We start from the raw sequence: 26,456 nt of genomic DNA, 5'->3' as shown, positions 1-26,456 counted from the left end.
AATACCATCCGAGTATTTTTTCCTGTCCTATCGAACGCCCGCTTGAATGGTATAGTAGGAAAGGCAGTCGATATACTAAGATAATATCAAAAACGGATTGGAATTGAGTTCTGAAATTCCGCTTTTTCAGCGGAAATAATTCGATTGGCTCCATGTCATTCGCATTGCGCACTTTTCCATTGAGAATCTTATGAACTAAAAAGAGCCCTGCTTTAGAAACAGGACTCTTTTACGAGAACACTATATGAAAATGAAAAAATTTTTGTCAGTCTTTAAAATGTTATCTTACTTTCTTAACTACAATGTAAATATAGAAGTAGCCCTAAAAAAAACGTAACTAATGTTGTGGGACAAGCAAAAGTTGTGGTGAACCTACTGATTGTTGTGGTTTAGAAAGAAAAATCTTACAATTTTATAATTTATTCAGGCAATGCCTTAATAATTTCGCTTAGAAAAGTATTGCTGTCAAAAACATCTTCATTGGCCAGACCGGTGCGAACCACAACCAATTCTTTGGAGGGAATTATAAAAACACGTTGCCCTTGGAATCCGTTAGCGGAATATACATCGCGGGGGACATCAGGATATTTTCCACCGGCATTCAGCCAAAAATGAGCCCCATAGACTCCATTGGAATGTTGGGTAGGTGTCGTTACGTAATCTACCCAATCGGCATCAAATAACCGTTCCCCGTTCCAATTCCCCTTGTTCAAGTAGAGTAGTCCAAATTTGGCCCAGTCCCGTGTATTGGCCCATCCGTAAGAAGAGCCCACAAAATTACCTTCCATATCTGCCTCAATAAGCATGGAATGCATTCCAATTTTATCAATAAGCGATGTATAGGGGAAATCAAGGTATTCTTGATGTGAAGAAAACCGCTCCCTTAGTATTCCGGACAGCATATTGGTAGTCCCTGAGGAATAGTTCCATATTTCCGTAGGTGCGGCTATCGCTTTCTTTTCAGCCTGGATTTTGGTCATATCGGAGGCCAAGAACAACATTTTGGTAACATCGGAAATAGAGGCATAGTCCTCGTTCCATTCCAGACCGCTTTGCATCCGCAACAAGTGATCATAGGTAATGCTTGGATAGGTACTTTTAAGATGAAGGGCATTTTCCGCTACATCTATTTTTCCTTGGTATTCCAAAATCCCGTACAAGGTTGCCAGGATACTTTTGGTCATGGACCAGCCCAGAATAGGGGTCTCGGGAGAAAACCCTTCCATATAACGTTCCGTCAATAGTTCATTTTTGTATGCGATCAAAACTGTTCGGGTTTTTACGGTCTCGAAATCTGCAAAAGCAAAATCGACCGCCTTTTGCAACTGATCATAATCTACTTCCGGGAAAATTGTATCCTTAACGCTATTGTTTCCAAAGGGAAAGGGCAGCTTATTTTGTAAAACAGTTCTTTTGGGCTTTGGCAACACGAACGAAGCATCATATGCCTCATTGACCAAAACACAGCCCAGACCATCTCTACACACCGTAGTTCTTGGCATTAAGCCATAAACCGAACTCGTGACCTTGTTCCCTACGACTTCTTCTAATTCCGCCATTTTAATGAGGGGCATGTCATTGTCCATTGCATCAATATCGCTGTACATTCTATGGGAAATATGGTTCCAAGAAGCTAAATTTTTGGAGGCAAAGCCAGAAATCATGTTTAATTTGGGATAGTTCCACCAAATGGCAACACTAACGATAAGTAACAGAACAAGCAGAAAATTCCTTAATTTTTTCAAGTATAAAAGTTTGAATGAGTTCTTATTGTAAATTTATCAAAAAGGAAACGTAATTATGTCGAATATTGGATTGATTATTGAAGAGCGAAGCAGGGATATTGGAGATTTTCTGGTAGGGCGATTGATTCCCTTTAGAAAAAAGCGGATGATCGGTCCGTTTATCTTCATTGACCATATGGGACCCACGGATTTAGGACCTAAAAAATATATGGATGTTGACCAACACCCACATATTGGGTTGTCCACTTTGACCTTTATATTGGAGGGTGAGCTCATGCACGAGGACAGTTTGGGCACCCGACAACTTATACAACCCGGTTCCGTAAATTGGATGGTTGCCGGAAAAGGGGTTTCCCATACTGAGAGAACCCCGGAACATCTTCGCAACGGAAATACATTTACCGCACACGGCTATCAAATATGGGTGGCTTTGCCCAAGGACATGGAAGATATTGAACCGGAATTCCATCATATTCCGGCCACGGATTTACCTTCTTGGAAAGACGGTACGACCCAATTTAAGCTGGTTGCCGGGGAAGGCTACGGAAGAAAATCGCCCGTACCGGTACATTCCCCATTATTTATGGTCGAAATAAAAACGGAGGAAACCTATGAATTGAATACGATGGACAATCTTAAAGGCGAAATTGGAATTTGCATTGTGGATGGCGGTATTGAAGCTTGTGGTCAATCTGTGGAAAAAGGAAATATTTTGGTCAGTAAGGTAGCCGATACCTGTAAAACCATTTTAAAACCCAATACCCACTTGCTGCTTTTTGGTGGTGAGCCTTTTCCCGAAAAACGCCATATCCATTGGAACTTTGTTTCACATGATGCCCAGAAAATTGAAACTGCCAAACAAGCATGGGAGGACAAAACGTTCCCTATGATGAAGAACGATAAAAGCTACGTTCCGCTGCCGGGATCATAATTTCTGCCAAGTTCTATCCGGTGCCAATATAAAAGTTCCCAAGTGCTCAAAATTGCATTCGTGCGGTAAAATAAGGGAGAGAAAAGTGCTTTCATCCTTAGACCGGTATAAATGATATGTCTTGCCAACAATGGGTTCAAAGTTGAACTTGGCGTTATAGACCAAACTATTGTATTCAAACTCCGCCATCAAATTTTTATATTCCTCTTGAATGGCTTCGTACTTTGCCTTGAATTGATTGTTGGCACTGACGATGTTGGTATTCTTCCAAGAAGTAACATCGGGCGGTGTAATTTTTGGTGCGAATACCCCGGTGGCGTAGGGCATTAGTTTCCCATGATAGGCCTGTGTTTCTTCATCAAAAACAACGGAATCCGGTTTCTTTTCTTTCGTCATAGCATTACAAAATTAAACAAAATGGAAGACTATGGGAAGTTCCGTTCCCATAGGATTTTCAACATTTTAAAAGTTATTCTTATCTTGAAATGATGTTTTATTTCAAAAAACTGTTCTCTTTGTCCCTCTTTCTGCTATTTTTTTCTTGTAAAGAACGGGAAATGACACCTAGTTACGAATGGATTCCCATGGAAGTTACCGCTACGGCATATAACTCCGTTCCGAGTCAAACATCTTATGAGCATCCCAAAATAACCGCTTGGGGCGATTCTATAAAGCCCGGTGTAAAATGGATCGCTGTTTCCAGGGATTTATTACGAAAAGGCTTGACCCATAATACCATGGTGAAAATAGATACTTTTGAAGGGGTTTATTTGGTAAAGGACAAAATGCATTGGCGTTGGAGAAATAGAATCGATATTTATATGGGAAATAATATCAAAAAGGCAAGGCAATGGGGAAGAAGAAAAGTTATTATTCAATACGCGGTAACCACCGATACTGTTAGCACTTCACCATGAAAAAAATAACGGTATTAATCGTTCTGGCAAGTTTCTTTTCCTGTACTTCTACAAAAATAATCGTAGACCGTCCTATTGTTTTCAATGATGAGCGTGAAGCGCTTACGCTGGAGTATTTGGAGAACAGATACGGATTGGTCCAAAACACCCCCACAATAGTTCCCAAAATGATTGTGTTACATTGGACCGTTATTCCCACTTTTGAAAAATCCTTCGAAGCATTTGATAATCCTACTTTGCCCAATTGGCGGCCAGAAATCAAAGATATCAGCGGACTGAACGTCTCCTCCCAATTTATGATAGACCGGGATGGGACTATTTACCGATTATTGCCCGAGACCACTATGGCCCGTCACGTAATAGGCCTAAACCACTGTGCCATTGGGATAGAAAATGTAGGCGGTACGGAAAAGCTTCCCTTGACCAAGGCTCAACTAAAATCCAATATCTGGCTGGTACGCTATTTAAAAGACAAGTATGATATTGATTATCTCATAGGTCATTATGAATATACCCTTTTTGAAAACCATCCGCTGTGGTTGGAGAGAGACGATGGCTATCGTACAAAGAAAACCGATCCTGGGCAGTATTTTATGCAAAAAGTGCGAGATGCAGTTTCCGATTTGAATTTTAAACCATTACCAAATGAAGATTAAAACACTCTTTTTTTACTTATTTCTTTTTTCCTTCTCAGTATTTGCGCAAGAAACGAATCTTACCGCCGAATTATATGACACCTATGACACTTATAAGGAAAGCTCGTTAAACGAGCGAAGAATAAAGCACAGTGAGCTTCAGCCCTTAATCGAACAATATACTGCCAATCCTAGGTTTAAAGTGACTGAAGTAGGGCAATCCATTGGAGGAAAATCACTTTCCTTGATAAGTACGGGCAAAGGACCTGTAAATGTGTTGCTTTGGTCGCAAATGCATGGCGATGAGCCTACGGCTACCCAAGCGATTTTTGATATTTTAAATTTTCTGAACAATGATGATTTCGTAACCGAGAAAGAACAAATACTGTCCGAAGTGACCTTACATTTTCTACCGATGTTGAATCCGGACGGAGCTGAACTTTTTCAGAGACGAAATTTATTGGGAATTGACATCAATAGGGATGCACTCAGGCTACAATCTCCCGAATCCAAAACCTTAAAACGTGTTCGCGATAGTTTGGAGGCCGATTTTGGTTTTAACCTCCATGACCAAAGCAAATATTACAATGCGGAACGAACGGCAAAACCTGCTACTATTTCCTATTTGGCACCTGCCTATAATTATGAAAAGGATATTAATATGGTTCGGGGAAACGCTATGAAAATCATCGTTTTTATGAATAATATCATTCAAGAATATGCTCCAGGACAGGTGGGCCGTTATAATGATGATTTTGAACCAAGGGCTTTTGGCGATAATATTCAGAAATGGGGCACAAGCACTATTTTAATTGAATCTGGCGGGTATCAAAACGATATTGAAAAACAGGAGATCCGTAAGCTGAATTATGTTTCCATCCTATCGGCAATTTACACGATCGCTATCAAAAACTATGAAAATATACCGCTTTCCGATTATGAAAAAATTCCGGAAAACGATAGAAAATTGTTCGATCTAAAAATTATAGGGGCAAATTATCCATTATTTGGAAAAAACTATAAAATTGATATCGGGATACATCACGTAGAGGTTGATGATGAAGACCATGATGATTTTTGGTATAGCAACCGTATTTGGGACCAAGGAGATTTATCTACCTATTATGGATATGACACTTTTGATGCAGCGGGGTATACCATAAAACAAGCCAAAGTTTATCCTGAAGTACTTAATTCGATTCAAGATTTGAGGAATTTAAATTTTCAAGAACTATTAAAAGCTGGGTATGGATATATTAGAACTCATAGGATTGGAAACAAACAGTTGAATTCTCCATTCCCTTTTCATTTGATCAGTAAAAGCTTTGAAATTCCGGAGCTAAACTTGCAACCAGGTGTGAATCCTACCTTCTTTTTGGAAAAAGAGGGCGAGTTGAAATATGCGGTCATCAATGGTTTTTTAATCGATTTATCCAAAGATTCTAAGCAAATCATATTTGAATTCGCGAATAAAAATGCAATGATTTTCAGATAATCTTAGTAGCCAAACTGTACATTCACGTAACGCCCATAGGTCAACAAAACAAAGAGCATAGTGCCCAAAGTAACCACTATTGCCGAAAATAAAAATAAAACAAAGCTCTGATACCCCTTGGACAATGGTCCTATGGCACTGTTTCGGATAATTTCGTTAAGTACATCCATAATTTTCTTTTTAAATTAATAGTTTACAGTTTTAGGATGTTGTTCGTTACAGTTAGGGTTTGTTATGTTAAAACAATTATCGGGCCAAAAACCCTACTGAGGTCTTGTACATTTTAGTCCAATAAAAAAGGGAAGCTTACGCCTCCCTTAATTGATTTTCTATATTTAGAAATATACTTTTCCTATAACTCAGCAGTATCCAACAACGCGAAAAACTTATCCAAATTAGGAAGAATAACAATCTTTGTTCTTCTGTTCTTGGCCATATTTTCCCTTGAGTCGTTTTCTACCAAGGGTACATAGCTACTTCTACCGGAGGCAATAAGCTGCGATGGATTTACCTCAAAATCCTTTTGTAATTTTCTTACGATAGATGTTGCACGTTTTACGCTTAAGTCCCAATTATCCGTTACCATTGGGGTATTTATGGTTCTGGAATCGGTATGACCTTCTACCATTACTTCCATGCTTGGCTCGGAATTGATCACGTCCGCCAATTTTTGAAGGATGTTATCCGCTTTGTTACTTACCTTATAACTAGCAGTATTGAACAACAGTTCATCGGAAATATTGATCATGACTACCGTTTTGTCAATACTAACGTCTACATCTTCGCTATCATCGGAAATAGACTGTTTTAACTTGTAAGAGACGGCCAAGTTCATCGAATCCTGTAAGGTTTTTGCCTCGGCAAGTTTAGCAGGATCAACGTTTGCTAAGGTTTTGCGCATGTTGTCCATGGTATTATTACTCATTACCGTTACATCGTTAACGGTGTATTGACTATCGTTTACTTCTTTCAAAGAATTGATTTTAGCGTTGTATTCGGCAACTCTAGCTTCTATTTTAGCCATTTTACCTTCCAACTCCTCTTTTTCTACCTGAGTTTTGGTCAAAGCACTTTTTGTCTGTGCCAAGTTATCCTCCAAGGCAACATATTTCTTTTTGGAAACACATGAAGTTAAAAGTGCTACGGACAGCAATCCAACTATTGATAATTTTTTCATTTTGAATATTCCTTTTAGATTAATATTAGTATTATAGCCCTTATCTACGCATAAAATCGACAAACGGATGTTTCAAGGATTTCAAAATAGATACCCGTTTCAAATAGAAAAGTGCATAAGTTTTTGATTTTCAATTTGTTGTTTTGTCTTTATTAAAACAAAAAAAGAAGCAACACTGTGCCTCTTTTTTATATTGTTTGAAATGAAAGAATCTTATTCGCAGCCTCCCGTAAATCCGTTGGCACTGAATTTGGTCTGCACGGCACCTTGGCGGGAACCGGTCTTAACCTGAATGGCCAAATTATTCTCACCGCTACCATCTCTTTTAGGACTACAGTATTCGAACAAATAGAAGCTATTGGCCCTTTCCGATACTTTTTCGGAGATATCCCTAAAGGTCTGTTCCAATTCTTCCTTATTTTGGGCAAAAACACTAAAGGTCTTTCCTATATCTTCTAGAACCTGTGTATCTATCTCGCTTCCCAGACCAATGGTGAAGAATGAAATATTGGCATTGGCCTCGTTTACTTTCTTCAAAGCGGCAGCTTCGGTAAAACGGGACGCTTGATCTGTACCGTCCGTAAAAATAACTACAGATGCGGCTCCAATGTTTCCGTTTGTCGTTGTTGATTGGATTAAATTGGATGCAATGTCGGTCGATTTTATGACCGCTCCGTACAAATCGGTAGAAGGATCGCTGCTAATATCCGTAGTAATACCATCTATTGCCGTAATCAATTCTTGTTTGGAGGAAGTCAACTCGTTTAGAAGGTGTAATTCATCCTCTCCATCAAACCAGTAAATGGCCATTTTAAAGGAATCTACATCCGTTGCGGGCATAACATTGTTTACAAAACTGGTGGAAGCCACTTTTAATTCATCCAAACTACTGTCCAAAACACTATTACTTAAGTCTAGGACCAGCAGAGTATTATTATTGAAAATCTGAGAATTAGGCGAAATGCGCGCGGCAGATTCTGAAGTGGATATGGTATTGAAACAATCATCGTTCCTTCCTTGTTCGTATATGGTAAATTGGTCCGCTGTTAAACCGGAAACGGGATTTCCGTCCGTATCGGATACTTTAAAAAAAATAGAGACCTTCCCCGGTAACGTAGTAAATTCCTCTTGAATAGAAAGCACCAATTCCCCCTCATCCAGTCCGAGACAATCATCTACGGGTTTCCCTTTTCCCAGACCGTCCCCAAAATCAGGAATAAAATTAATGTCGTTATCGGCATTTCCACATGAAACAAATAGTGAAATTGAAAAAAGAAGTGTAATGGTTTTCAAAAAAAACTTCATAATCATAAATTTTTGAGTTCAACAAGCAGAACGGACAAACTTTGTTTAAAGTATAAGCAGCATAAAAAAATATGTTAAACATTGTTAAAGAAGTCAAATATGCCCTAAAAAACAGGCTTAAATAGGTATTTTCATCCAGTATAAAGAGTTAATATACTATTGTATGACGCATGAGTTGAAGCAGATTTTCAACGACTATTTGAGTAACCAAAAGAAAGGATTGAAATCCGTTTTGGCTACCGTCGTCGCCTTGGATGGTTCCTCTTACCGAAGACCGGGAGTGCGAATGCTGATTCGGGAAGATGGTCAACTCACTGGGGCCGTAAGTGGTGGATGCGTAGAAAAAGAAGTGGCACGACAAGCAGAAACCGTGCTGACCACTGGTAACCCAAAGATGATGACCTATGACGGCAGATACCGATTAGGTTGCGAAGGTATTCTTTATATTTTAATAGAACCGTTTGCCCCTGATTTGGAATTACTTCAAGCTTTTGACACCATCATCTCTAATAGAAAACCTTTTAGTATAACTTCTTGTTTTAAAAAAGAATACGGTTCTTTCAAAGGTATTGGCTCCTCTTTCACTATAAACGGAAAGAAGTTTGAACTTCAGCCTAAAAAAGAACCTGAAGCAACACTTGAATTTTTTGAGCAGGTATTTCAACCCTGTATGAAATTGATAATCATCGGTGCGGAGCATGATGCCGTGCAATTGTCAAAATTAGCACTGTCCATGGGTTGGGAAGTAACCGTTTGTGCTGTTCCGCAGGAAGAAAAAACCATTGCCGATTTTCCAGGGATACATGATTTTTGGAATGTTGAGCCCTCGGATTTTCCGTCGGCTAAAATTGATGCGCAAACTGCTGTAGCGCTCATGACACACAGTTATGTAAAGGACTTAAAGTATTTGTTTAGATTAAGCGATGCTAAACCAATGTATTTTGGGCTTTTAGGTCCCTTGAAACGAAGAGAAAAACTATTCCATGAATTTATGGAGTTGTATCCCGAAATGGATTTTGATTTCTTCGAAAACATTCATGGTCCAGCTGGTTTAAATATAGGGGCTGAAACTCCCGAGGAAATTGGGATTGCCATTATTTCAGAAATCCTGGCCGTCATACGAAACCAAGAACCCATATCGCTCAGAGATAAGAAACAAGGTATTCACGATTGACAACAAAATCCAACATAGGCATCTTGATTTTAGCGGCAGGACGATCCAGTCGGATGCAATCCATAAAGCAGTTACTACCATGGGAACATGAAAATTTACTTTTAAACGCTATTCATACCGCATTAAAAACGACCGCAAACCAAGTTTTTATAGTACTAGGGGCCAGCGCGCACAAAATTAAGAAGGCTTGTTCTTTGGAAGTCCTGAATGTTGAAATTATCATGAATGACGACTGGAAAAAAGGGCTAGGTAGTAGTATAGCTACCAGTGTACAGTATTTTAATGAGAAAAAATATGATTTGGACGGAATTTTGGTGATGCTAGCGGATCAACCGCTGTTTACCGTAACATATTTTAACGAAATGCTTGCTGAGTTTAAACAAGAAAGGCACAAAATAGTTTCAACGGCATACGGAAGCAGGGCAGGAGTACCCGCAGTTTTTCATAAGAGTTTATTTGATGAATTACTGGATCTATCGGAAGATTTTGGTGCCAAGGAAATCATGAAAAAGTATGCAAATCTCAACTTGGTTCTGGATTCGGGAAAGATGAACCAAGATATTGACACACAAGAAACATATCACGAACTGTATCATAAATACCATTAATCCATGACAATGACCCATCAATTTAAATTTAAAAAGTCCTTTATATTATTGGCAGTATTTCTATTAGGCTGCCACGGACTTTCGGGCCAAGAAATGAGTTTTGAGGAATACAATCCATCTTCTACACTCGTTGTCCCCGGAAAAGAAATAAAAAAAGCGAAATTTCCCTTCGTGGATGTCCATAGTCACCAAAGGGACATGTCCGTCTCAAGATTAAACCAACTTGTAAAAGATATGGACGCGCTCAACGAGGGTGTTATGGTAAATCTAAGCGGCGGTTCAGGAGCCAGTTTAAAAACTAAAATAGATAATATCAACAAAAGCCATCCAAACCGTTTTGTAGTTTTTGCCAATGTTGATTTTGATGGCGTGGGAAAACCCGGATGGGGAGAAAAAGCCGCGGCCCAGTTAGAAATCGATATTAAAAATGGTGCCAAAGGGCTAAAAATTTTCAAAAGCTTGGGATTACGTTACAAAGACACGGAAGGTAAGCGGTTGGCTATTGATGATGTAAGGTTGGACCCTATTTGGGCCAAATGCGGGGAGTTGGGTGTTCCCGTTTTGATTCATGCCGCAGATCCAAAATCATTTTGGGATGATATGGACAGTGACAATGAGCGTTGGTTGGAGCTTAAAACACATCCAAGAAGACAGCGTTCCGCGACCGATCCCGCCCCGTGGGAGCAAATTATCCAAGAACAGCATCGTATGTTCAAAAAACACCCTAAAACCAAGTTCATTAATGCGCACATGGGCTGGTATGCCAATAACCTAGGAAGACTGGGCGAGTTATTGGATGAAATTCCCAACATGAACGTAGGCATTGCCGCGGTCATTGCAGAATTGGGGAGGCAACCCCAGAACGCCCGTGCCTTTTTCATTAAGTATCAAGACAGGGTATTGTTTGGAAAGGACAGTTGGAGACCAGAGGAGTTTCCCACCTATTTCAGGGTGTTGGAAAGCAATGACGAGTATTTCCCATATTACAAGAAATATCATGCTTTCTGGGCCATGTACGGTTTAAACCTCCCCGATGAAGTATTGAAAAAATTATACTATCAGAACGCGCTAAATCTTATTCCCGGTCTGGACAAAACCCTTTTTTCCAATTAATTTTTTAAAAAGAGTTTAACGCATAAAATTTGGCCATCGCCCCAAAAGAATTGAACTTGTGGGTGAAACCCCAAAATCTGATTACAATGTGCAATAAGCATCAATGCCACATCGTGCCGCCACATATTCTGGAAGCATTGGCAAAAAGAGGAAATACAAATTGCAAGAAAACACTCAACGATACGTACAGAATTCTTGGCAAAAGAAATGCGGCTCTAAACAATCTATTGTTCCGTGAATTAGAGGAAGATAGTGGAGACCGATTCATATACGACTCCCAAAACCAATTTGAACAACGTGTGAAACTGGTGCGCGAGGAAGGAGGAGCAGTGGTAGAGGATGAAGTAGCCAATGGGGCTTACGAGACTTCCGGGTTCGTGCGGGACTATTTCAAGGAGACGTTCGGTCTAAATTCCATTGATGGCAATGGCCTATCCGTTATTTCCAATATTCATTATGGAGAGGCGTACAACAATGCCTTTTGGGACGGAGACGAAATGACGTACGGCGATGGGGATGGAAAGGAATTCACCAATTTTGCCAGTGCTATAGACGTGGTTGCGCATGAACTGGCCCACGGTGTTACCCAGTTTCTTTCTAATTTGGAATATCGGTCGCAATCCGGAGCGTTAAACGAGCACTTTTCCGATGTTTTTGGTACTATCATCAAACAAAAATTCTTAAAGCAAGATATTACGGAAGCCGATTGGCTTATTGGGGATACCATTGTGACGGAAAACTTCCCCGGAGTGGCCCTCAGGTCTATGAAATCACCCGGTACCGCCAATGATTTTGATACGCAACCCGATCATATGGACAACTACTATTCCGGTTTGGCCGATAACCAGGGGGTTCACATTAATTCCGGTATTCCGAACAAGGCGTTTTACTTAAGTTGTTTGGAATTGGGAATAGCGGACTGTGCACTTATCTGGTTCGAAACCTTAAAAGGGCTTTGGAGGACGGCAGATTTTAATGATATGTTGGAGGTAATATTGGAAACGACCCAAAAGTTATCGGACGATAATAGAGTTTCGACAAATGCCAAAGAGGCGATATCCAAAAGTTTTGAAGCTGTGGGTCTAGTTTCTATTTCGGTATAAATGGAATATAAAATTAAAATAGAAGGAGGATTTCGTGGTTTGCCCGAAGTATACATTGGGGAAACCGACCTTAGCCCTCAAGAGCAGGAGGAATTGATAGCTGCCCTACAAAACCCTCCCGAAAAGAATCATAATGTCAGGGACGGTTTCTCATACTTAATATCCTTCATCACGGATAATGGCCTGCATACCAATACCTATGACGACACCAATATGCCTGCGCAATTGCGTAAATTCATTCAAAAAGTAAAAGATTCTCAAAATAGTCCTTAATCCTTTGATTCTTTGGTTTTTGGACTATACGGCTTAGCGTCATAATTCTGGAAAATGCCGCATGAGACCTCTTTTTTTTTGATCAAGGAAGAGGTTTTTCTTTTTTTGGTCAATGCTTCTATTTCCTTGTTTAAAAACTGCATGTTGTTTTATTTTAGAACGATAGCGCTTTTTATTTGTTGTCTTTATTCGATATATCAAAACCACGTTTTTAATTTTTTTCGGATTTTGTGTGACAAATAAACAAAGCCCCATACTTATTGAAAAAATAAAAAGGCATATGCCTAAAGAAGAAGTTTTTACCAAGCTCATACAAACACATCAAGGACTGTTGTTTAAGGTGTCTTCCATTTATACCGATAATAAAGAGGACCAAGAAGATTTGTTTCAGGAAATTGTATTTCAGCTTTGGAAATATTTTGATTCGTTTCGAAAAGAATCCAAAATTTCTACATGGATGTACCGCGTAGGAATGAACACCGCGATTACGCACTTAAAGAGAAAGAAGAGAGGAGGTACCGCCATTCCTATTTCGGATGCTGTTCTTGGAAAGATGGAAAATACGGATTCCCTCCTTGAGGAACGTCTTAAATTATTATACAGACATATTGGTGAGCTCAATGCTTTGGACAAAGGGCTAATGCTCTTGCTATTGGAAGGCAAAAGCTATAAGGAAATGGCCGAAATAACCGGTTTGGAAGCTTCCAATGTGGGCACGCGTATATCGCGCATCAAGAAAAAATTAAAGAAAAACATGCTAACACAGTAGGCTATGGAACTTGAAGAATTGCAAAAAGCTTGGTCGCAAATGAGCCAAGAATTGGAAAATCAAAAAAAATTGACGAATAATATCATAATGAAAATGACACAGGAAAAATATCGTAATAAGTTTAAAACAGTATCAATTTTTGAAACGGTAGGGGCAGTGTTCTGTTTCGTGACCGCTATTTACATTATCATCAATTTTTCAAAACTGGATACCTGGTATCTGATGGCTTGCGGAATATTCTCCTTGGTTTTCCTGTTGGTTTTACCCGTAGTAGTGCTTAGATCGATTTTTAAACTAAAGAACATGGATATCGTGAACAGGCCTCATAAAGAAGCTTTGGATGAATATCTTAAAGAGAAAAACAATCTCATGTTATGGCAACGCATTACTATGGGATTAAGCTTAATTCAGTTATTTTCTATTGCCATCGTATTTGCCAAATTATTTTCGGGCAAAGATTTTTTCCTCGTTGAGCGCAATGGTTGGAATTATGTAGCCATGGCATTTTCTGTTTTGCTTATAATCGGTATGATTGTTTGGGCTGGCAAAGGTTATAGGAAAATGACCAACTCGGCTGAAAATATTATCAATGAACTGGAATAATCACTCGGTCAGTTTCTTCTGAATATAATTAAGAATTAGCATCCAATTCATCTTAAGTAAAAGGGAAGCGGTAGGAACATTATCATCCTCGATAGCAGAAATAATGGCCTCATGCTGATTGTCCGATTTATTGTAAAAGGAATCATCCAACATAAAGGCACGCTCGTAAAAGAAAATACGAGTTTTGAGGTCGTTTAGAATGCGTAACGCCAACTTGTTTTCGTATCCTTGCGTCATTAATTTGTGAAATTCCAAGTCGGCCTGAATGCGTTGTAGCGCGTTGGGCGCGTTTTCAAAAACTTCTTGTTGCTTTTTTAAGGCTTCAATGGTAGCTGTATCGAACTCTGAATTTTCAATCGCCATTACTTCAAGATTGGCCACTAAATTGTAAAGGTCTTCCGCCTCATCAACGTCCAACTCGGAAACGACAAAACCCCTGTTGGGTATCGCTTTAATGATATGTGCCTGCTGTAATTGTGTCAACGCTTCACGAATGGGCGTTACACTCACATCCAACTCACGGGACAACGCCGCCAGATTTATGGTTTTACCAATTTGTAATGCCCCGCTGACCATCTGCTTTAAAAGATGTTCCCGCACTTGGTCCCGCAAATTCATTTTTACAATCATCGAACTAAAATAGTATATCGTATACGATTTAACGAGAAAAGATATGCTTTTAGTGTATAAAAAAATGTAATGCCTTTCTGAGTTACACTTATTTTTTTAAATAAAATCGATGAACGGGGAACCTTTATCATACTAAATACCGGTCCAGCTCGTTTTTAGCAGTACACCCACAAACTAATTTTTATGAAAACATCAGTTTTAAGATTTAAAAACATTTGGCTTATAGCAATTATGGCATTTGTCACATTCAATTGTAGTGATGATAAGGATATGGCAGAGGATATTGTTTTAACGCAGACCGAAGTAAAAACTATTTTAGAGACCGATGATGTTTCTGGCGTAGCCGATACTGTTTTATCCGAACTTTATGCAAACGGTAATACCGGAAAATCAAACAATACCAATGATTGTTATAGCGCTACATATACGGACACCGGTTATACGGTCACGTTCAATAACTGTGTACTTAATGGTACCGAAGATGTAAATGGTACGGTAACCGTAACTTATAGTCTAGAAAATGACGCCGTATCCTATACAGCTACTTATGTTGATTTTTATGTAGGTAACATCAAAATTAACGGAACAAGAAGTTATAGTGTACTTGGTAATGCCGGTCAAAGTATAGTCTCTTTCTCTGTTACGAGTGATATGGAGCTAGTAATGGAAGATGAATCGGTCATCTCTGAAAACGGTACTAAAACATTAGGAGTAAGCTTTGGAGACAGTTTGGCAACTACCATTTTCACTATTGACGGCAATTGGACCTTAATGGTTGATGGTGATACCTATAAAGTAAATGTGACCGATACTTTAGAGGGCAATTTAGGTTGTGCTTACTTGGTTTCCGGTAATATGAACATAGATAAAAATGGATTGAACATCACCGTTGCTTTTGGTGACGGATCTTGTGACGATGTCGCTACCATTATGTATCCTAACGGCGTAGAAGAAGAAATTTCGCTTAAGGACTAGATTCATTTTTTCAGCATTTTCAAGCTAAAATAAAAAGGGAGGACCAATTTGGTCCTCCCTTTTTTAGCTAATTCAAATTTGGCTTACCCTTTTGGTTGTTTAGGTTTTACCTTTTGTACAGGTCTACTTCCCTTCGCAATGGAAAAGAAAGCAAACTTTTTGGATACCATGGGGGACATTCGTTTTGAATTTTTCATGGTGTTGTTTTAAATCCTCCTGATGAGGGAGGATATAGATTGATGATGAATTGAATTGATTTGATTGATGAAAGGATTATTAATGTGTGTGGTTCCTGACCTCAGCCCATTGTACCCTTTTGCTGCTCCTGAAAGTGGAGAAAAATGAATGTCTCCTGGATTCCGTTGGCGTGTTTCTGATAAAAGTTCTCATGATGTTCGTTTTTTGATGATTGATGAATGTTTGATGATGTTTGAGTTGTCTAGTGCGTGTGGTTTCTGACCTCCGCCCATTGTACCCTTTTGCTGCTCCTGAAAGTGGAGAAAAATGAATGTCTCCTGGATTCCGTTGGCGTGTTTCTGATAAAAGTTCTCATGATGTTCGTTTTTTAATTGATGAATTGATTGATGAATTTTTATTTACAATTTCTTGTATACTTAAGAGACGATGATAAATCAATTTCGTTACAGTACTATGTTATAAAAGGTACTATATTTAACATTTTCTCAAAAAGGAAATAATTTAACTAATTGAAAAACAGTTATTTATAGATTAAATAAAAAATCGAATTTTAACAAAAAAAGATTCTTGATGAATCCATTTATAAAGTGAATAGGAGAGGAGAGATGTTGTTTAAGCACTAAAGCGTTTTAAGATATTCCAATAAAGCAGTGCGTTCTGTGTCGGTCAATGCATCCCCAAAAGTATGTCCGCCATTGCCATATCCTTTTAATGTGGTATTGTAAGTATCCGTATCGGATTGATTTGTCTCAATCGTGTAGTTCCAACCAAGATTTATTGTATCGTAATCAGAATTATCAAAAGTCCTTTTCCAAAATTGAGGTCGTTCCTTACTATTCAGTACAGCTGCAATTGTTGGCACGGAAGCATTATGAAAATAGGGTGCCGTTGCCCATATACCATCTAAAGGCGGTGCAATATAGCCCCCTTCCGGAATAATGGCGATAGCATTTTCGTCTGTCCCGAACCAACCGTTGTTGAACCAATCCAAAAAATAAGTGTTCGTAGTAGTGCTCGTCGTATATTTATCGGACAGTGATGCATCGGTACCAATCGTTTCGAGTGCTACCAGTACATTAGGGTACGTTTCTTCATTTGCCGAATAGCTGCCATGACATTCCACACAAGTGTTGTCAAAAATTTCCTTTCCCTGGGCCGCTAATCCTGTATTTATTTCAAAAGGGTAGTCCGGGGCATCCAAGCTATAGATGTAGGCCAAAACATCTTCCATATTTTTGTCCACTTCCTTGGCCTTCTCCAACCCGCCCATCGTCAATAGACTGGCACCGACAAAACTTTTACAAAAATCCATGCGCGACATTGCGGTATAGAACATTGCATTTTTCTTTTTGAGCAACCACCAAGCGGGTACGTCCGTAGGAATCACTTCATCTGAAACTTGAACAAAGGGTTCATCGTTCCAATCCAACGTGTTTTTATCACGATGCGAAATCAAGACTTCTGCAATTTTGTTGGCGGGATTCACGCCTCTACTGGCCGTGATGGTCTTTGGACCTATAGCGGTAACACTTCTTCCAAACTGTTGATAGGCCTCCGCTTCCGGGCTATTGGAGCCGTAAATAGAATTGATGGCAGCGGTCAACAAGGGAACATTGTCCGCTCGGTTATTGGTATAATCGCCATCATGCTGTCCTAAACCGATGACATACTCATTATTGATTTTTGCCGAGTGGCAGTTTAAACAATTAGGCGCTACCACACGCACACCGTTTACTGCATTTACGGCTGTATTATCATAGGAAATAATAGCGTTGTCCCCAGTTCTTTCAAGAACGTTATCGTCGTTCTCCCCATTACCAAAAATCCAAGCGTCATACGGTACTCCTGAACTCATATAATCCCCATTAAAGAGATATTCCTTGCCTACAATGGCATCACCGGGTCTTTGGACGGATTCCGAAATCTTGGTAATTTTTCTAACCGTAGGTGCAGGCTCGTCAATGACATCGGGTTCATCGGGATTTAAGACCTTTTCCCGAACATCGGTGCTCGAACATGAAATCATATATGAAATCAATACAAGAGCAGTTATCGCCTTAAGATAAAAAGATGTTGTTTTCATGAATCGTACTTGACAAAACCTTCGTATAAAAATACATAAAGTATGATATATTAAGCTTTTATAAAGGATGAGTTACCATTATCATCGGTTAATAACTTATAGGGCTTCATTGTCCTAAATCTGCCCGATAATTAAAATATTGCTGTTATCTTTGTGAAAAATTAAAAGGATTGGGATTTCCTTGTTATGCTCCCTATGTATCATTGTTGTTTCTACACAATTTGGCGATGTTCCATACTAATCATTTTTAGTAATTCTTTCCTTTTAAGCACAGCATAAATTTTTAAATAGTATATGGCAAAATCGCAACAGACTTTTAATAAAACCGAAAAAGAAAAAAAACGTTTGAAAAAACGTGAGGAAAAAAGAAAAAAAATGGAAGCTAGGAAAGCCGCCGCTAAAGAAAACGGTACTTCTGGTATTCCAATGGCCTATGTTGATTTCAACGGACACTTGGTAGATACACCGCCAGATCCGGATATGAAAGTAGAGATCGAGGCAGAGGATATTGTTCTAGGAATTCCAAAGAAGGAGGAAGGCGATGTAGAGGAATTTGACCCGGTTAGAAACGGCAAGGTCAACTTTTTTGATACTTCCAAAGGTTTTGGTTTTATAATAGATAGTGAAAATCAAGAAAAATATTTTGTTCACGTTAGCGGTCTCATCGACGAAATAGCCGAAGGCGACAAGGTTTCATTTGAGCTTGAAAAAGGCATGAAGGGCATGAACGCGGTCAGGGTCAAAAAAATCTAGTGCATTGCGCCACAGCGATTGAATACTTCCAAAAAAAATAAATTTCTTGTCATATTGGCCTTTTTTGCCATTTATGTCATTTGGGGGTCTACTTATTTATTGAATAAAATTGCTGTTACGGAGCTACCTGCTTTTATGCTCTCCGGCATTCGATTCTTCATAGCAGGGTGCCTTATTTTTCTCATTGCAAGAATATGGAAACTCCCCTTAAGGATTTCAAAAAAGCAGTTTAAAAATACCGCTATTGCAGGGTTTCTTTTTCTTACTTACGGGAACGGCATGGCCGTTTTTGCATTGAATTATGTGGACAGTAGTTTCGCCGCTTTGGAAATATCGGCGCAGCCTCTGGTCGTACTATTGCTCATGCGTTTCTTACAGGGAAAGAAAATACAACCCATGTCCCTCATGGGAGTCGGTCTCGGTATTATCGGTATATATCTGCTGACCAGCCAAAAAGAACTAATCACGCAAGAAGGCGCCGTTTTGGGTATGGCCTTACTTTTTAGTTGTATGCTTAGCTGGGGGTATGGAAGTCTTTTCGTTGGTAAGGCGGACTTACCGCCTAATTATTTTGTGAATACAGGCTACCAAATGTTAACGGCAAGCTTTATGCTCATTTTAACGAGTTTGGTGACCGGTGAAAGCTGGTCTTCCCCAACTACATGGAGCGAGCCCACCTTATGGTCCATCTTATTATTGATTATTTTTGGAAGCATTATAGCATTTACGTCATTCAACTATTTGTTACGTACGGTATCCCCTGAAAAAGTGGCAACGTCTACTTATGTAAATCCAATAATTGCAGTGCTTTTAGGATGGTATTTTTTGAATGAAGTAATTACTGCCCAAACAATTATAGCGGCGATAGTTTTACTTACCGGTGTATATTTTATCAATACCAAGAAAAAACTAACGTTATTTTCCAGGTTTATCTCTAAAAAATAACAGGCTGGAAAGTCTAAATGAGTATTGTCATAGATTGTGTTTCTCCTATTTTTAAACCTCCCAACGTAATAGTGCCTACTCTAACCCTTACTAATCTTATCGTTGGAAAACCAATGGCTGCCGTCATTTTTCTAATCTGCCTAAATTTACCCTCAGTCAGGATTATTTTTATCCAAGAGGAATTTCGATGTCGGTTTATACGTAATCGTTCATCCGCTTCCGGTAGGATAGTAGGAATTTTTATGGATTCCACTTCGCAAGGCTTTGTTTGATATCGTTTTCCGAACAGACCAATTTCTACACCGTTTTTAAGTTGTCTTATACCTTCGCTTGTGATTTCCCCATCCAATTGAACCCAATATTCTTTTTCGACACCTGTGCTATTGATGGTGTTTGCCAATTTACCGTCCGTGGTCATCAATAAGAGGCCCTCTGATTTTTCATCCAACCGGCCAATGGGCATAACCCCTTGGGGAAAATCATAGAGTTCGCTCAAGAATCGTTTTTTGCGTAATTGTCGCGCTTCGCCAGAGCTTAATTGACTAAGCATTCCAAAAGGTTTGTACAATTTAAAATGACTATGGATCACACTGTTTCAATTCAAATTCATAACAATACCGGATTAGCCGGAAAGTTACCCTTTTTATCCAAATCATTCTATAAAAGGCAATGAACATCGTACCTTTGCATCCGTTGAAAAAGAAAATATGCAAGAGACCGTTTTTGAGCTACAGGACAAAAAAACCGATAAGGAGTTATACGATTATCAACAAGGTGCCATCCAGAAAATTTTTGAAAAGTTTGACAATGAAAGGGAGGACTACCATTTGCTGTATCAATTGCCTACAGGTGGTGGTAAGACCGTAATCTTCTCTGAAATCGTACGTCAATATCTAAAGAACCACAATAAAAAAGTGTTGGTGATGACGCACAGGGTGGAGCTTTGTAACCAAACTTCGGAAATGCTCACAAGTTTTGGAGTGGTGAACAAAGTGGTGAACAGCAAGGCCAATTTGGAGGACCAAGACCAATATAGCTGTTTTGTGGCCATGGTAGAAACCCTGAACAATCGTCTAAACGATGATAAATTGGACATTTCAGATGTAGGCCTTGTTATTGTGGACGAGGCCCATTACAACTCTTTTACCAAGCTTTTCAAATTCTTTGAGAAGTCCTTTATTTTAGGAGTTACCGCTACGCCTTTAAGTTCCAATAAGGACTTGCCGATGAACGATAACTATGATGAACTCATTCCCGGGGAATCCATAGAAAATTTAATCGAGAACGAATTTTTGGCGAAGGCGGAAGTTTTTCAATATGATATGGGACTGACCTCCCTAGAAGTAGGCTCCAATGGGGATTATACCGTGAAATCTTCCACAGATTTGTACACGAGTCCGGCAATGCTCAATAAATTGTTGGAAGCTTATAGAAAGCATGCCGAGAACAAAAAAACGTTGATTTTCAATAACGGTATTGAAACTTCCATCCAAGTCTACTATACTTTTAAAAATGCCGGACTGCCCGTCATGCATTTGGATAATAGCGCCACTAAAAAACAGCGGCGACAAATTTTAAATTGGTTCAAGGAAACCCCCAATGCCATTTTGACTTCCGTGAGTATTTTGACCACAGGTTTTGACGAACCCACAATCGATACGATTATTTTGAACAGAGCGACAAAGTCGCTTACGCTGTATTATCAAATGATAGGTCGTGGATCTAGGATATTGAACAACAAATCCAAATTTACGGTAGTAGATTTAGGCAATAATCTATACCGTTTTGGGCCTTGGGGAGCTGATTTGGACTGGCAGTCTATTTTCAGGTCGCCCAACTTCTACATAGACCGTATAAAGGATGATGAAAGTATAGAAAGCTCTTTTAGGCACGATTTGTCGGAGGAGGTAAAAGCATCGTTTTCAAAATCAAAAGAAACTTATTTTGACGTGAAAGAGGCCTATGAGGAGGCTACTCTTGCAGGGGAATCCTCAAAAACCGTCCTCGAAAAATCCATAGTACATCATGCGCACATCTGTATTGAAAACAGCGAGGATGTTTATGATGCCATCGCTTTGGGAAAACTGCTAAAAGAGGATATAGACAATCGTATTCAGATGTATGCAAAGTGCATCAGCAAAAGCACCCACAACTTTTTAAGCTGGCTTAAATTGGATTACCAGAAGAAATTGAACTCCTATCTCCGAGAGAATTTTGATACTATTTTTGAAGAAATTCACGGGCATCCGCCGGAAGAATGAATCATATCATTTGATTTCATTTTAACAAAAACCCAAAGCTACCCTGTTAGAAAATCCTTCGGGAGAACTTTTTTAGCCTGAATATCATCTCTTTTTGCAATAGAAAACGCTATTCAAATCCTGAGTGGCTACCGTTATATTTCCTATTTTTAGGTCAATGGAAAAAAAGGAAACGAAAATTGCTATCATAGGTGCCGGCATTAGCGGATTAATTGCGGCTCAGGTATTGGAAAAGCAAGGATTTTCACCAACTATTTATGAAAAAACCGATAGGACAGGAGGGCGTGTAAAAACCGATATCATGGACGGTTATCAGCTGGACCATGGTTTTCAGGTGTTATTGGACGCTTATCCTATGGCTCAAAAATATTTGAACCTAGAAGCCTTGGAACTGCAAAGATTCTATCCTGGTGCCATTATATTTAAAGAAGGTGAAAAATCGGTCATCGGCGATCCTTTACGCAACCTTTCACTTTTCATACCGACCCTAAAATCGGGCATCGGCACCTTTTCGGATAAGCTTAAAATCCTAAAGCTGAACAACAAGCTTAAAAAGAAAACAATTGAATCTATATTTAAGGAATCGGAACGGACCACTTTGGCCTATTTACAAGATTTTGGGTTTAGTACCGAAATTATAACCGATTTCTTCAAACCTTTTTTTTCGGGAATCTTTTTGGAGACCGAATTAGCTACTTCTTCCAGAATGTTTGAATTTGTCTATAAAATGTTCGGTTCTGGGTATGCAACCTTGCCAAAAGCTGGTATCGAGGCCATTCCAAAACAATTGACAGCCCAATTGAAGAGTACCCGTATTCAGTACAATAAGGAAATTACGAGTTGTGAAGACGGCAAAATTCTATTTGCCGACGGGAGCAAAGAGCTTGTAGATTTCATTATTCTAGCTACTGAAGCTTCGTCGCTTATCGATAATATGCGCAATCAGGCCATTTCGTGGAAGTCATGCGAAACCTTATATTTCACTGTACCCAAGAAAGATGATGACAGACCGTTGATCGGGCTTATACCAAAAAAGGATACACTGATCAACAATATTTTCTTTCATACAACATTGGCTACGGAAACTTCGGGAACTGATGATTTGCTTTCGGTCACAGTGGTCAAGGCACATACGCTTTCCGAATATGAGCTCATGAACCAAGTAAAGGAAGAGCTGAAAATAGTGTGTGGTATTACAGAAGTTTCCTATTTGAAAACATATGAAATCCGGCAAGCACTCCCACGGCTATCCGATTTACAGTATAGTATTTCGCCCTCAGAAACAAGATTGACCAATTCTATTTTTTTGGCCGGAGATTATTTGTTGAACGGTTCGCTGAACGCTGCGATGATGAGCGGTGAAATGGCTGCCAAAGGACTTATTGAAACTGCAAAAGGAACTTTGAAATTATAGTTTTTTTATGAATCGTAGAACTTTTACAAAAAAATCAGGAATTTTACTATCATTAATAGCACTACCTAATGTTACTTGCGCAATGACCTCAAAAAAACAATATAAAATGGGACTTCAGGCATTTACCATTCGTGATGCCATGGAAAAAGACCTTATAGGGAGTTTAGAGATTGTAAAATCCTTGGGGTACGAAGATTTGGAACTTTATGGTTTTGATTCAGAAAAAGGAAGCTATTACGGTCATAAAGCATCGGACTTCAAACAAATGCTTGACGATATTGGGCTTACGGCTTCCAGTTGTCATTATGGTTTTTCGGACTATCTCGAAAGCCAAGATGATGAACTGAAACGCTTTGTGGATTCCTGTATCCAAGGAGCAAAAGAATTGAACACACCTTATATCACCTGGCCTTGGATGCATCCTAAGTACCGAAACACGGAAACATTTGAAAAGCTACCGGAATTGCTCAATAGGATAGGGGAGCAGGTTACTTCCGCAGGGTTGCAGTTTGCTTATCACAATCATGATTTTGAATTTCATGACTATGGTGGCAAGACCGGATATGAAATGATTATGGCCGAAACTGACCCTGAACTGGTAAAACTTCAGCTAGATTTATATTGGGCTGTGCATTCATCTAAACAAACACCAGTAGAATTGATAGCGAAAGCTCCAGAACGTTTTGTGATGTGGCATATAAAGGACATGGATAAAGTGACCCGAGATTATAGCGAATTGGGTAACGGCTCCATTAATTATCATACCATGCTGCCAAAACTGGATAAAACGGGGCTAGAATTTTATTATTTGGAACAAGGTGGTAATTTCGCACAGAACTCTATGCAAAGCATAACGGATAGCGCCTCTTATTTTAAAAATGAATTAAAACAGTACCTATGAAAAATTATATCACAATTATCTTATTTCTTTTCCTTTTTTCTGCCTGCAAACAAGAAAAAGAAAAAACAACCGAAACCAAGAAATTGGTTCAGTATGAAGAAATGGCCTCGCTGTTGCCTATTGACAAATTAAAGCTGCCAAAAGGTTTCAAAATAGAAGTATATGCAGACAGTATAGACGGTGCCCGATCTATGGCTATGGGAGCGGATGGAACATTATTCGTTGGTACACGGAACGAGAATAAAGTGTATGCCATTCAGGATAGGGACGAAGATTATAAGGCCGATAATGTCATTGTACTCGATACAACTTTAAAAGTACCCAATGGTATTGCCTTTAAAGATGGGGCTTTATATGTGGCCGAAGTAGATCGGTTGGTTCGTTTCGATAGTATTGAATTTCGATTGAACAATCCACCAACACCAACCGTAATCTATGATGATTACCCGGATAAATTTCATCACGGTTGGAAATACATTGCTTTTGGACCGGACGAGAAATTGTACGTTCCCGTAGGTGCTCCTTGTAATATTTGTGATTCCACCTCAGTGGATAAGAGATTCGCAACGATTACTAGAATGAATGCGGACGGTAGTGATAGGGAAATTTATGCGGAAGGTGTCCGTAATTCGGTAGGTTTTACATGGCACCCAAAAACGAAGGAAATGTACTTTACGGATAACGGCAGGGATATGCTGGGAGATGACATTCCGCCTTGCGAATTGAACAGAGTTACGGAAGCAGGCCAGCATTTTGGTTACCCCTTTTGTCATGGCGGTATCGTAAAAGATCCTGAGTTTGGAGATCAAAGACCTTGTGAGGATTTCGTAGCACCGGTTCAGGCGCTTGGTGCCCACGTAGCACCGTTGGGCGTTAAATTTTACACTGGTGATATGTTTCCCGAAAAGTATAAAGATTATGCCTTCATTGCAGAGCATGGTTCGTGGAATCGCTCTAAAAAAGTAGGATATAAAATTTCATTGGTACAATTGGAAAACAATGAATCCGTTGGATACGAAACCTTTTTAGAAGGCTGGTTGGATGATGAAAGTCAGGAGCGTTTTGGGAGGCCTGTTGATATTTTATTCCTGGAAGACGGTTCCATGCTCATTTCCGATGATTATGGTGATGCTATTTATAGGGTTACGTATTCGGGTCAGAAAATGAATTCTTAAAACATATGCGAACAATTATTTAGATGAACTTTAAAAATAGAATTCGATATCCATTTTTGATTTTTTGCTTTCTAGCGGCTTGTACCCAAAAAGGCGACAAAAAGAATATAAAATCCGAAGCTTCAACAACTGTAAATAACCCTATCATAATGGCTTATTATGTGCCGGAAGCCAATTATGAGCCAGAGAAGATTCCTGTTGAAAAATTGACCCATATCATTTTTTCTTTTACCAATGTAATAGATGGTGAAATGAAATTTAGAACTCCCGAAAGCTCAGGGCCAAAATTAAGGGCATTGGTCAAACAGAAGAAGCGTAATCCTGACTTAAAAGTAATGATTGCCTGCGGTGGCTGGGGTGCAGATGGTTTTTCGGATATGGCACTTACCGAGGCCGGTCGGGCTAAATTCATCGCTAGTGCTTCAGAATTTATAGCAAAGTATCAGTTAGATGGCTTGGATATGGATTGGGAATACCCTGGGATATCGGGTGCCGGTACAATGGCACGAGAAGTTGACACTGAAAATTTCACCGCCCTGATGAAAGGATTGAGAGAAATGTTGGATGCTTTTGATACTCCTAAAACACTCACTTTCGCTTCGGCCGGCTGGAAACGATATTACGATTTTATCCAAGTAAACGAGGTTATGAAATACGCCGATTATACCAATGTAATGACTTATGATCTGGTTTCAGGTGTATCCGAGTATACAGGGCACCATACCGCATTGGGTAAAGTACAAAATGAGGATATATCCGGTACTCCTTTCCAAAAACATTTGGACAGTCTCTATAAAACAGGTAGATATCCCGACCCACATCCACGTTCTACCGAGAAAATAGTTGATTTTCTTATAGCACAAAAGATAAATCCTAAACAAATAATTATAGGTGCTGCCTTTTATGGTAGGGTCTGGAAAGGAGTAGTACCAAAAAATAACGGTCTGTATCAAAGGAGTAAAGGAATGCATGTAGGATGGTTAGCATACCATGAAATAAGAAAATCATATGAAAAAGATGAAAATTTTAAACGTTATTGGGACGAAAATGCCAAATCACCCTATATGTACAATGCGATGGACAGCCTAATGATGTCATATGATGATACCGTTTCCGTAGCTAAAAAGACAAAATATACTATTGAAAAAGGTCTAGGAGGTATTATGTTTTGGGAATTAGGTAACGATACCAAAGAAGAACGAAGTCTGCTTGATGCTATCTACAAAGCAGCAACGGAGTAAAAGTTTTGTGTTTCGATAAATAGCAAAACGAA

Annotated in this window: 28 protein-coding genes; 19 read left to right on the top strand and 9 right to left on the bottom strand. The window is 39.2% G+C overall.

Annotation, left to right across the window (positions count from 1 at the left end):
• Positions 1-419: 419 nt before the first annotated feature.
• On the bottom strand, positions 420-1,745 hold the full coding sequence (locus ACKWBX_RS10875) for a serine hydrolase domain-containing protein (RefSeq protein WP_413968707.1): 1,326 nt from the start codon (positions 1,743-1,745) through the stop codon (positions 420-422).
• A 55-nt stretch (positions 1,746-1,800) separates the two neighbouring features.
• On the opposite strand from ACKWBX_RS10875, the gene ACKWBX_RS10870 reads away from it, so the two are divergent.
• Positions 1,801-2,676, top strand: a complete 876-nt coding sequence (locus ACKWBX_RS10870) for a pirin family protein (RefSeq protein ID WP_413968706.1) — start codon at positions 1,801-1,803, stop codon at positions 2,674-2,676.
• Here the strand turns inward: ACKWBX_RS10870 and ACKWBX_RS10865 are convergent.
• Complete coding sequence (locus ACKWBX_RS10865; protein WP_413968705.1) at positions 2,671-3,072, bottom strand: DUF2452 domain-containing protein; 402 nt, start codon at positions 3,070-3,072, stop codon at positions 2,671-2,673. The genes ACKWBX_RS10870 and ACKWBX_RS10865 overlap by 6 nt on opposite strands.
• Before the next feature lie 161 nt (positions 3,073-3,233).
• Here ACKWBX_RS10865 and ACKWBX_RS10860 point away from each other — a divergent pair, with 161 nt between their 5' ends.
• From ACKWBX_RS10860 to ACKWBX_RS10850, 3 genes are read left to right on the top strand one after another with little or no spacing between them, the layout of a single operon-like run.
• Positions 3,234-3,593 carry a 3D domain-containing protein gene (locus tag ACKWBX_RS10860; protein WP_413968704.1) on the top strand — a complete coding sequence of 120 codons (360 nt, stop codon included), beginning with the start codon at positions 3,234-3,236 and terminating at the stop codon, positions 3,591-3,593.
• Positions 3,590-4,249, top strand: a complete 660-nt coding sequence (locus ACKWBX_RS10855; protein WP_413968703.1) for an N-acetylmuramoyl-L-alanine amidase — start codon at positions 3,590-3,592, stop codon at positions 4,247-4,249. Before ACKWBX_RS10860 ends, ACKWBX_RS10855 begins: the two co-directional genes overlap by 4 nt.
• Positions 4,239-5,723, top strand: a complete 1,485-nt coding sequence (locus ACKWBX_RS10850) for a M14 family metallopeptidase (protein WP_413968702.1) — start codon at positions 4,239-4,241, stop codon at positions 5,721-5,723. Before ACKWBX_RS10855 ends, ACKWBX_RS10850 begins: the two co-directional genes overlap by 11 nt.
• A 2-nt stretch (positions 5,724-5,725) precedes the next feature.
• Here the strand turns inward: ACKWBX_RS10850 and ACKWBX_RS10845 are convergent, their stop codons facing one another.
• The 3 genes from ACKWBX_RS10845 to ACKWBX_RS10835 form a co-directional block, all read right to left on the bottom strand.
• Positions 5,726-5,893: a hypothetical protein gene (locus ACKWBX_RS10845; protein ID WP_413968701.1), complete on the bottom strand. Its 168-nt coding sequence runs from the start codon at positions 5,891-5,893 to the stop codon at positions 5,726-5,728.
• Between the two features lie 182 nt (positions 5,894-6,075).
• Entirely contained in the window at positions 6,076-6,900 is an 825-nt protein-coding gene (locus ACKWBX_RS10840) for an OmpA/MotB family protein (RefSeq protein WP_413968700.1), read from the bottom strand.
• Between the two features lie 213 nt (positions 6,901-7,113).
• The gene (locus ACKWBX_RS10835; protein ID WP_413968699.1) at positions 7,114-8,205 is read right to left on the bottom strand and encodes a vWA domain-containing protein; all 1,092 of its coding nucleotides are present in this window, start codon (positions 8,203-8,205) and stop codon (positions 7,114-7,116) included.
• Positions 8,206-8,368: 163 nt separating this feature from the next.
• Here ACKWBX_RS10835 and ACKWBX_RS10830 point away from each other — a divergent pair, with 163 nt between their 5' ends.
• From ACKWBX_RS10830 to ACKWBX_RS10810, 5 genes are all read left to right on the top strand, one after another.
• Complete coding sequence (locus tag ACKWBX_RS10830) at positions 8,369-9,379, top strand: XdhC family protein (protein WP_413968698.1); 1,011 nt, start codon at positions 8,369-8,371, stop codon at positions 9,377-9,379.
• Positions 9,376-9,987, top strand: coding sequence for a nucleotidyltransferase family protein (locus tag ACKWBX_RS10825; RefSeq protein ID WP_413968697.1), 612 nt, complete (start codon positions 9,376-9,378; stop codon positions 9,985-9,987). The genes ACKWBX_RS10830 and ACKWBX_RS10825 overlap by 4 nt, the downstream gene beginning before the upstream one ends.
• Before the next feature lie 48 nt (positions 9,988-10,035).
• The gene (locus ACKWBX_RS10820) at positions 10,036-11,100 is read left to right on the top strand and encodes an amidohydrolase family protein (RefSeq protein WP_413968696.1); all 1,065 of its coding nucleotides are present in this window, start codon (positions 10,036-10,038) and stop codon (positions 11,098-11,100) included.
• Positions 11,101-11,186: 86 nt separating this feature from the next.
• The gene (locus tag ACKWBX_RS10815) at positions 11,187-12,203 is read left to right on the top strand and encodes a M4 family metallopeptidase (protein ID WP_413968695.1); all 1,017 of its coding nucleotides are present in this window, start codon (positions 11,187-11,189) and stop codon (positions 12,201-12,203) included.
• The gene (locus ACKWBX_RS10810; protein ID WP_413968694.1) at positions 12,204-12,476 is read left to right on the top strand and encodes a protealysin inhibitor emfourin; all 273 of its coding nucleotides are present in this window, start codon (positions 12,204-12,206) and stop codon (positions 12,474-12,476) included.
• Here ACKWBX_RS10810 and ACKWBX_RS10805 read toward each other — a convergent pair.
• The gene (locus ACKWBX_RS10805; RefSeq protein WP_413968693.1) at positions 12,473-12,619 is read right to left on the bottom strand and encodes a hypothetical protein; all 147 of its coding nucleotides are present in this window, start codon (positions 12,617-12,619) and stop codon (positions 12,473-12,475) included. The two genes, ACKWBX_RS10810 and ACKWBX_RS10805, sit on opposite strands and share 4 nt — an antisense overlap.
• A gap of 137 nt (positions 12,620-12,756) precedes the next feature.
• Here ACKWBX_RS10805 and ACKWBX_RS10800 point away from each other — a divergent pair, with 137 nt between their 5' ends.
• Together ACKWBX_RS10800 and ACKWBX_RS10795 are read left to right on the top strand one after the other, a co-directional pair.
• Entirely contained in the window at positions 12,757-13,245 is a 489-nt protein-coding gene (locus tag ACKWBX_RS10800; RefSeq protein WP_413968692.1) for an RNA polymerase sigma factor, read from the top strand.
• 3 nt (positions 13,246-13,248) lie between these two features.
• Positions 13,249-13,848 carry a hypothetical protein gene (locus ACKWBX_RS10795; RefSeq protein WP_413968691.1) on the top strand — a complete coding sequence of 200 codons (600 nt, stop codon included), beginning with the start codon at positions 13,249-13,251 and terminating at the stop codon, positions 13,846-13,848.
• Here ACKWBX_RS10795 and ACKWBX_RS10790 read toward each other — a convergent pair whose 3' ends face one another.
• Positions 13,849-14,466, bottom strand: a complete 618-nt coding sequence (locus ACKWBX_RS10790; protein WP_413968690.1) for a GntR family transcriptional regulator — start codon at positions 14,464-14,466, stop codon at positions 13,849-13,851.
• A gap of 195 nt (positions 14,467-14,661) precedes the next feature.
• Between ACKWBX_RS10790 and ACKWBX_RS10785 the strand changes: the two genes are divergently transcribed.
• A complete protein-coding gene (locus ACKWBX_RS10785; RefSeq protein WP_413968689.1) occupies positions 14,662-15,453 on the top strand; it encodes a hypothetical protein in 792 nt (263 codons plus the stop codon).
• Positions 15,454-16,270: 817 nt separating this feature from the next.
• On the opposite strand, the gene ACKWBX_RS10780 is transcribed toward ACKWBX_RS10785, so the two are convergent.
• Entirely contained in the window at positions 16,271-17,734 is a 1,464-nt protein-coding gene (locus tag ACKWBX_RS10780; protein WP_413968688.1) for a c-type cytochrome, read from the bottom strand.
• A gap of 294 nt (positions 17,735-18,028) precedes the next feature.
• Between ACKWBX_RS10780 and ACKWBX_RS10775 the strand changes: the two genes are divergently transcribed.
• Together ACKWBX_RS10775 and ACKWBX_RS10770 are read left to right on the top strand one after the other, a co-directional pair.
• A complete protein-coding gene (locus ACKWBX_RS10775; RefSeq protein WP_413968687.1) occupies positions 18,029-18,487 on the top strand; it encodes a cold-shock protein in 459 nt (152 codons plus the stop codon).
• A gap of 18 nt (positions 18,488-18,505) precedes the next feature.
• A complete protein-coding gene (locus ACKWBX_RS10770; RefSeq protein ID WP_413968686.1) occupies positions 18,506-19,432 on the top strand; it encodes an EamA family transporter in 927 nt (308 codons plus the stop codon).
• A 13-nt stretch (positions 19,433-19,445) separates the two neighbouring features.
• On the opposite strand, the gene ACKWBX_RS10765 is transcribed toward ACKWBX_RS10770, so the two are convergent.
• Positions 19,446-20,021, bottom strand: a complete 576-nt coding sequence (locus ACKWBX_RS10765; protein WP_413968685.1) for a pseudouridine synthase — start codon at positions 20,019-20,021, stop codon at positions 19,446-19,448.
• Positions 20,022-20,139: 118 nt separating this feature from the next.
• Here ACKWBX_RS10765 and ACKWBX_RS10760 point away from each other — a divergent pair, with 118 nt between their 5' ends.
• The 5 genes from ACKWBX_RS10760 to ACKWBX_RS10740 all read left to right on the top strand — a co-directional run bounded on the left by ACKWBX_RS10760 (position 20,140) and on the right by ACKWBX_RS10740 (position 26,424).
• Positions 20,140-21,693: a DEAD/DEAH box helicase gene (locus tag ACKWBX_RS10760; RefSeq protein WP_413968684.1), complete on the top strand. Its 1,554-nt coding sequence runs from the start codon at positions 20,140-20,142 to the stop codon at positions 21,691-21,693.
• Positions 21,694-21,850: 157 nt separating this feature from the next.
• Positions 21,851-23,107, top strand: a complete 1,257-nt coding sequence (locus ACKWBX_RS10755; protein WP_413968683.1) for an FAD-dependent oxidoreductase — start codon at positions 21,851-21,853, stop codon at positions 23,105-23,107.
• Between the two features lie 106 nt (positions 23,108-23,213).
• Positions 23,214-24,008, top strand: coding sequence for a sugar phosphate isomerase/epimerase family protein (locus tag ACKWBX_RS10750; RefSeq protein WP_413968682.1), 795 nt, complete (start codon positions 23,214-23,216; stop codon positions 24,006-24,008).
• Positions 24,005-25,183, top strand: coding sequence for a PQQ-dependent sugar dehydrogenase (locus ACKWBX_RS10745; protein ID WP_413968681.1), 1,179 nt, complete (start codon positions 24,005-24,007; stop codon positions 25,181-25,183). The genes ACKWBX_RS10750 and ACKWBX_RS10745 overlap by 4 nt, the downstream gene beginning before the upstream one ends.
• A 149-nt stretch (positions 25,184-25,332) precedes the next feature.
• Complete coding sequence (locus ACKWBX_RS10740) at positions 25,333-26,424, top strand: glycoside hydrolase family 18 protein (protein WP_413968680.1); 1,092 nt, start codon at positions 25,333-25,335, stop codon at positions 26,422-26,424.
• Positions 26,425-26,456: the final 32 nt, after the last annotated feature.

The sequence above is a fragment of the Maribacter algae genome (assembly GCF_047345745.1).
Lineage (GTDB): Bacteria > Bacteroidota > Bacteroidia > Flavobacteriales > Flavobacteriaceae > Maribacter.
The sequence above is the reverse complement of the archived record's forward strand: the minus strand, read 5'-3'. Positions and strand labels throughout refer to the sequence as shown.

What these genes read in the sequence shown, in the direction of transcription:
- ACKWBX_RS10830 (WP_413968698.1), top strand. Translation starts at nt 8,369, where the DNA reads ATGACGCATGAGTTGAAGCAGATTTTCAACGACTATTTGAGTAACCAA.
- ACKWBX_RS10850 (WP_413968702.1), top strand. Translation starts at nt 4,239, where the DNA reads ATGAAGATTAAAACACTCTTTTTTTACTTATTTCTTTTTTCCTTCTCA.
- ACKWBX_RS10865 (WP_413968705.1), bottom strand. Translation starts at nt 3,072, where the DNA reads ATGACGAAAGAAAAGAAACCGGATTCCGTTGTTTTTGATGAAGAAACA.
- ACKWBX_RS10745 (WP_413968681.1), top strand. Translation starts at nt 24,005, where the DNA reads ATGAAAAATTATATCACAATTATCTTATTTCTTTTCCTTTTTTCTGCC.
- ACKWBX_RS10845 (WP_413968701.1), bottom strand. Translation starts at nt 5,893, where the DNA reads ATGGATGTACTTAACGAAATTATCCGAAACAGTGCCATAGGACCATTG.
- ACKWBX_RS10760 (WP_413968684.1), top strand. Translation starts at nt 20,140, where the DNA reads ATGCAAGAGACCGTTTTTGAGCTACAGGACAAAAAAACCGATAAGGAG.
- ACKWBX_RS10805 (WP_413968693.1), bottom strand. Translation starts at nt 12,619, where the DNA reads ATGCAGTTTTTAAACAAGGAAATAGAAGCATTGACCAAAAAAAGAAAA.
- ACKWBX_RS10800 (WP_413968692.1), top strand. Translation starts at nt 12,757, where the DNA reads ATGCCTAAAGAAGAAGTTTTTACCAAGCTCATACAAACACATCAAGGA.
- ACKWBX_RS10815 (WP_413968695.1), top strand. Translation starts at nt 11,187, where the DNA reads ATGTGCAATAAGCATCAATGCCACATCGTGCCGCCACATATTCTGGAA.
- ACKWBX_RS10780 (WP_413968688.1), bottom strand. Translation starts at nt 17,734, where the DNA reads ATGAAAACAACATCTTTTTATCTTAAGGCGATAACTGCTCTTGTATTG.
- ACKWBX_RS10740 (WP_413968680.1), top strand. Translation starts at nt 25,333, where the DNA reads ATGGCTTATTATGTGCCGGAAGCCAATTATGAGCCAGAGAAGATTCCT.
- ACKWBX_RS10840 (WP_413968700.1), bottom strand. Translation starts at nt 6,900, where the DNA reads ATGAAAAAATTATCAATAGTTGGATTGCTGTCCGTAGCACTTTTAACT.
- ACKWBX_RS10870 (WP_413968706.1), top strand. Translation starts at nt 1,801, where the DNA reads ATGTCGAATATTGGATTGATTATTGAAGAGCGAAGCAGGGATATTGGA.
- ACKWBX_RS10855 (WP_413968703.1), top strand. Translation starts at nt 3,590, where the DNA reads ATGAAAAAAATAACGGTATTAATCGTTCTGGCAAGTTTCTTTTCCTGT.
- ACKWBX_RS10785 (WP_413968689.1), top strand. Translation starts at nt 14,662, where the DNA reads ATGAAAACATCAGTTTTAAGATTTAAAAACATTTGGCTTATAGCAATT.
- ACKWBX_RS10860 (WP_413968704.1), top strand. Translation starts at nt 3,234, where the DNA reads ATGACACCTAGTTACGAATGGATTCCCATGGAAGTTACCGCTACGGCA.
- ACKWBX_RS10795 (WP_413968691.1), top strand. Translation starts at nt 13,249, where the DNA reads ATGGAACTTGAAGAATTGCAAAAAGCTTGGTCGCAAATGAGCCAAGAA.
- ACKWBX_RS10755 (WP_413968683.1), top strand. Translation starts at nt 21,851, where the DNA reads ATGGAAAAAAAGGAAACGAAAATTGCTATCATAGGTGCCGGCATTAGC.
- ACKWBX_RS10790 (WP_413968690.1), bottom strand. Translation starts at nt 14,466, where the DNA reads ATGAATTTGCGGGACCAAGTGCGGGAACATCTTTTAAAGCAGATGGTC.
- ACKWBX_RS10775 (WP_413968687.1), top strand. Translation starts at nt 18,029, where the DNA reads ATGGCAAAATCGCAACAGACTTTTAATAAAACCGAAAAAGAAAAAAAA.
- ACKWBX_RS10750 (WP_413968682.1), top strand. Translation starts at nt 23,214, where the DNA reads ATGGGACTTCAGGCATTTACCATTCGTGATGCCATGGAAAAAGACCTT.
- ACKWBX_RS10835 (WP_413968699.1), bottom strand. Translation starts at nt 8,205, where the DNA reads ATGAAGTTTTTTTTGAAAACCATTACACTTCTTTTTTCAATTTCACTA.
- ACKWBX_RS10810 (WP_413968694.1), top strand. Translation starts at nt 12,204, where the DNA reads ATGGAATATAAAATTAAAATAGAAGGAGGATTTCGTGGTTTGCCCGAA.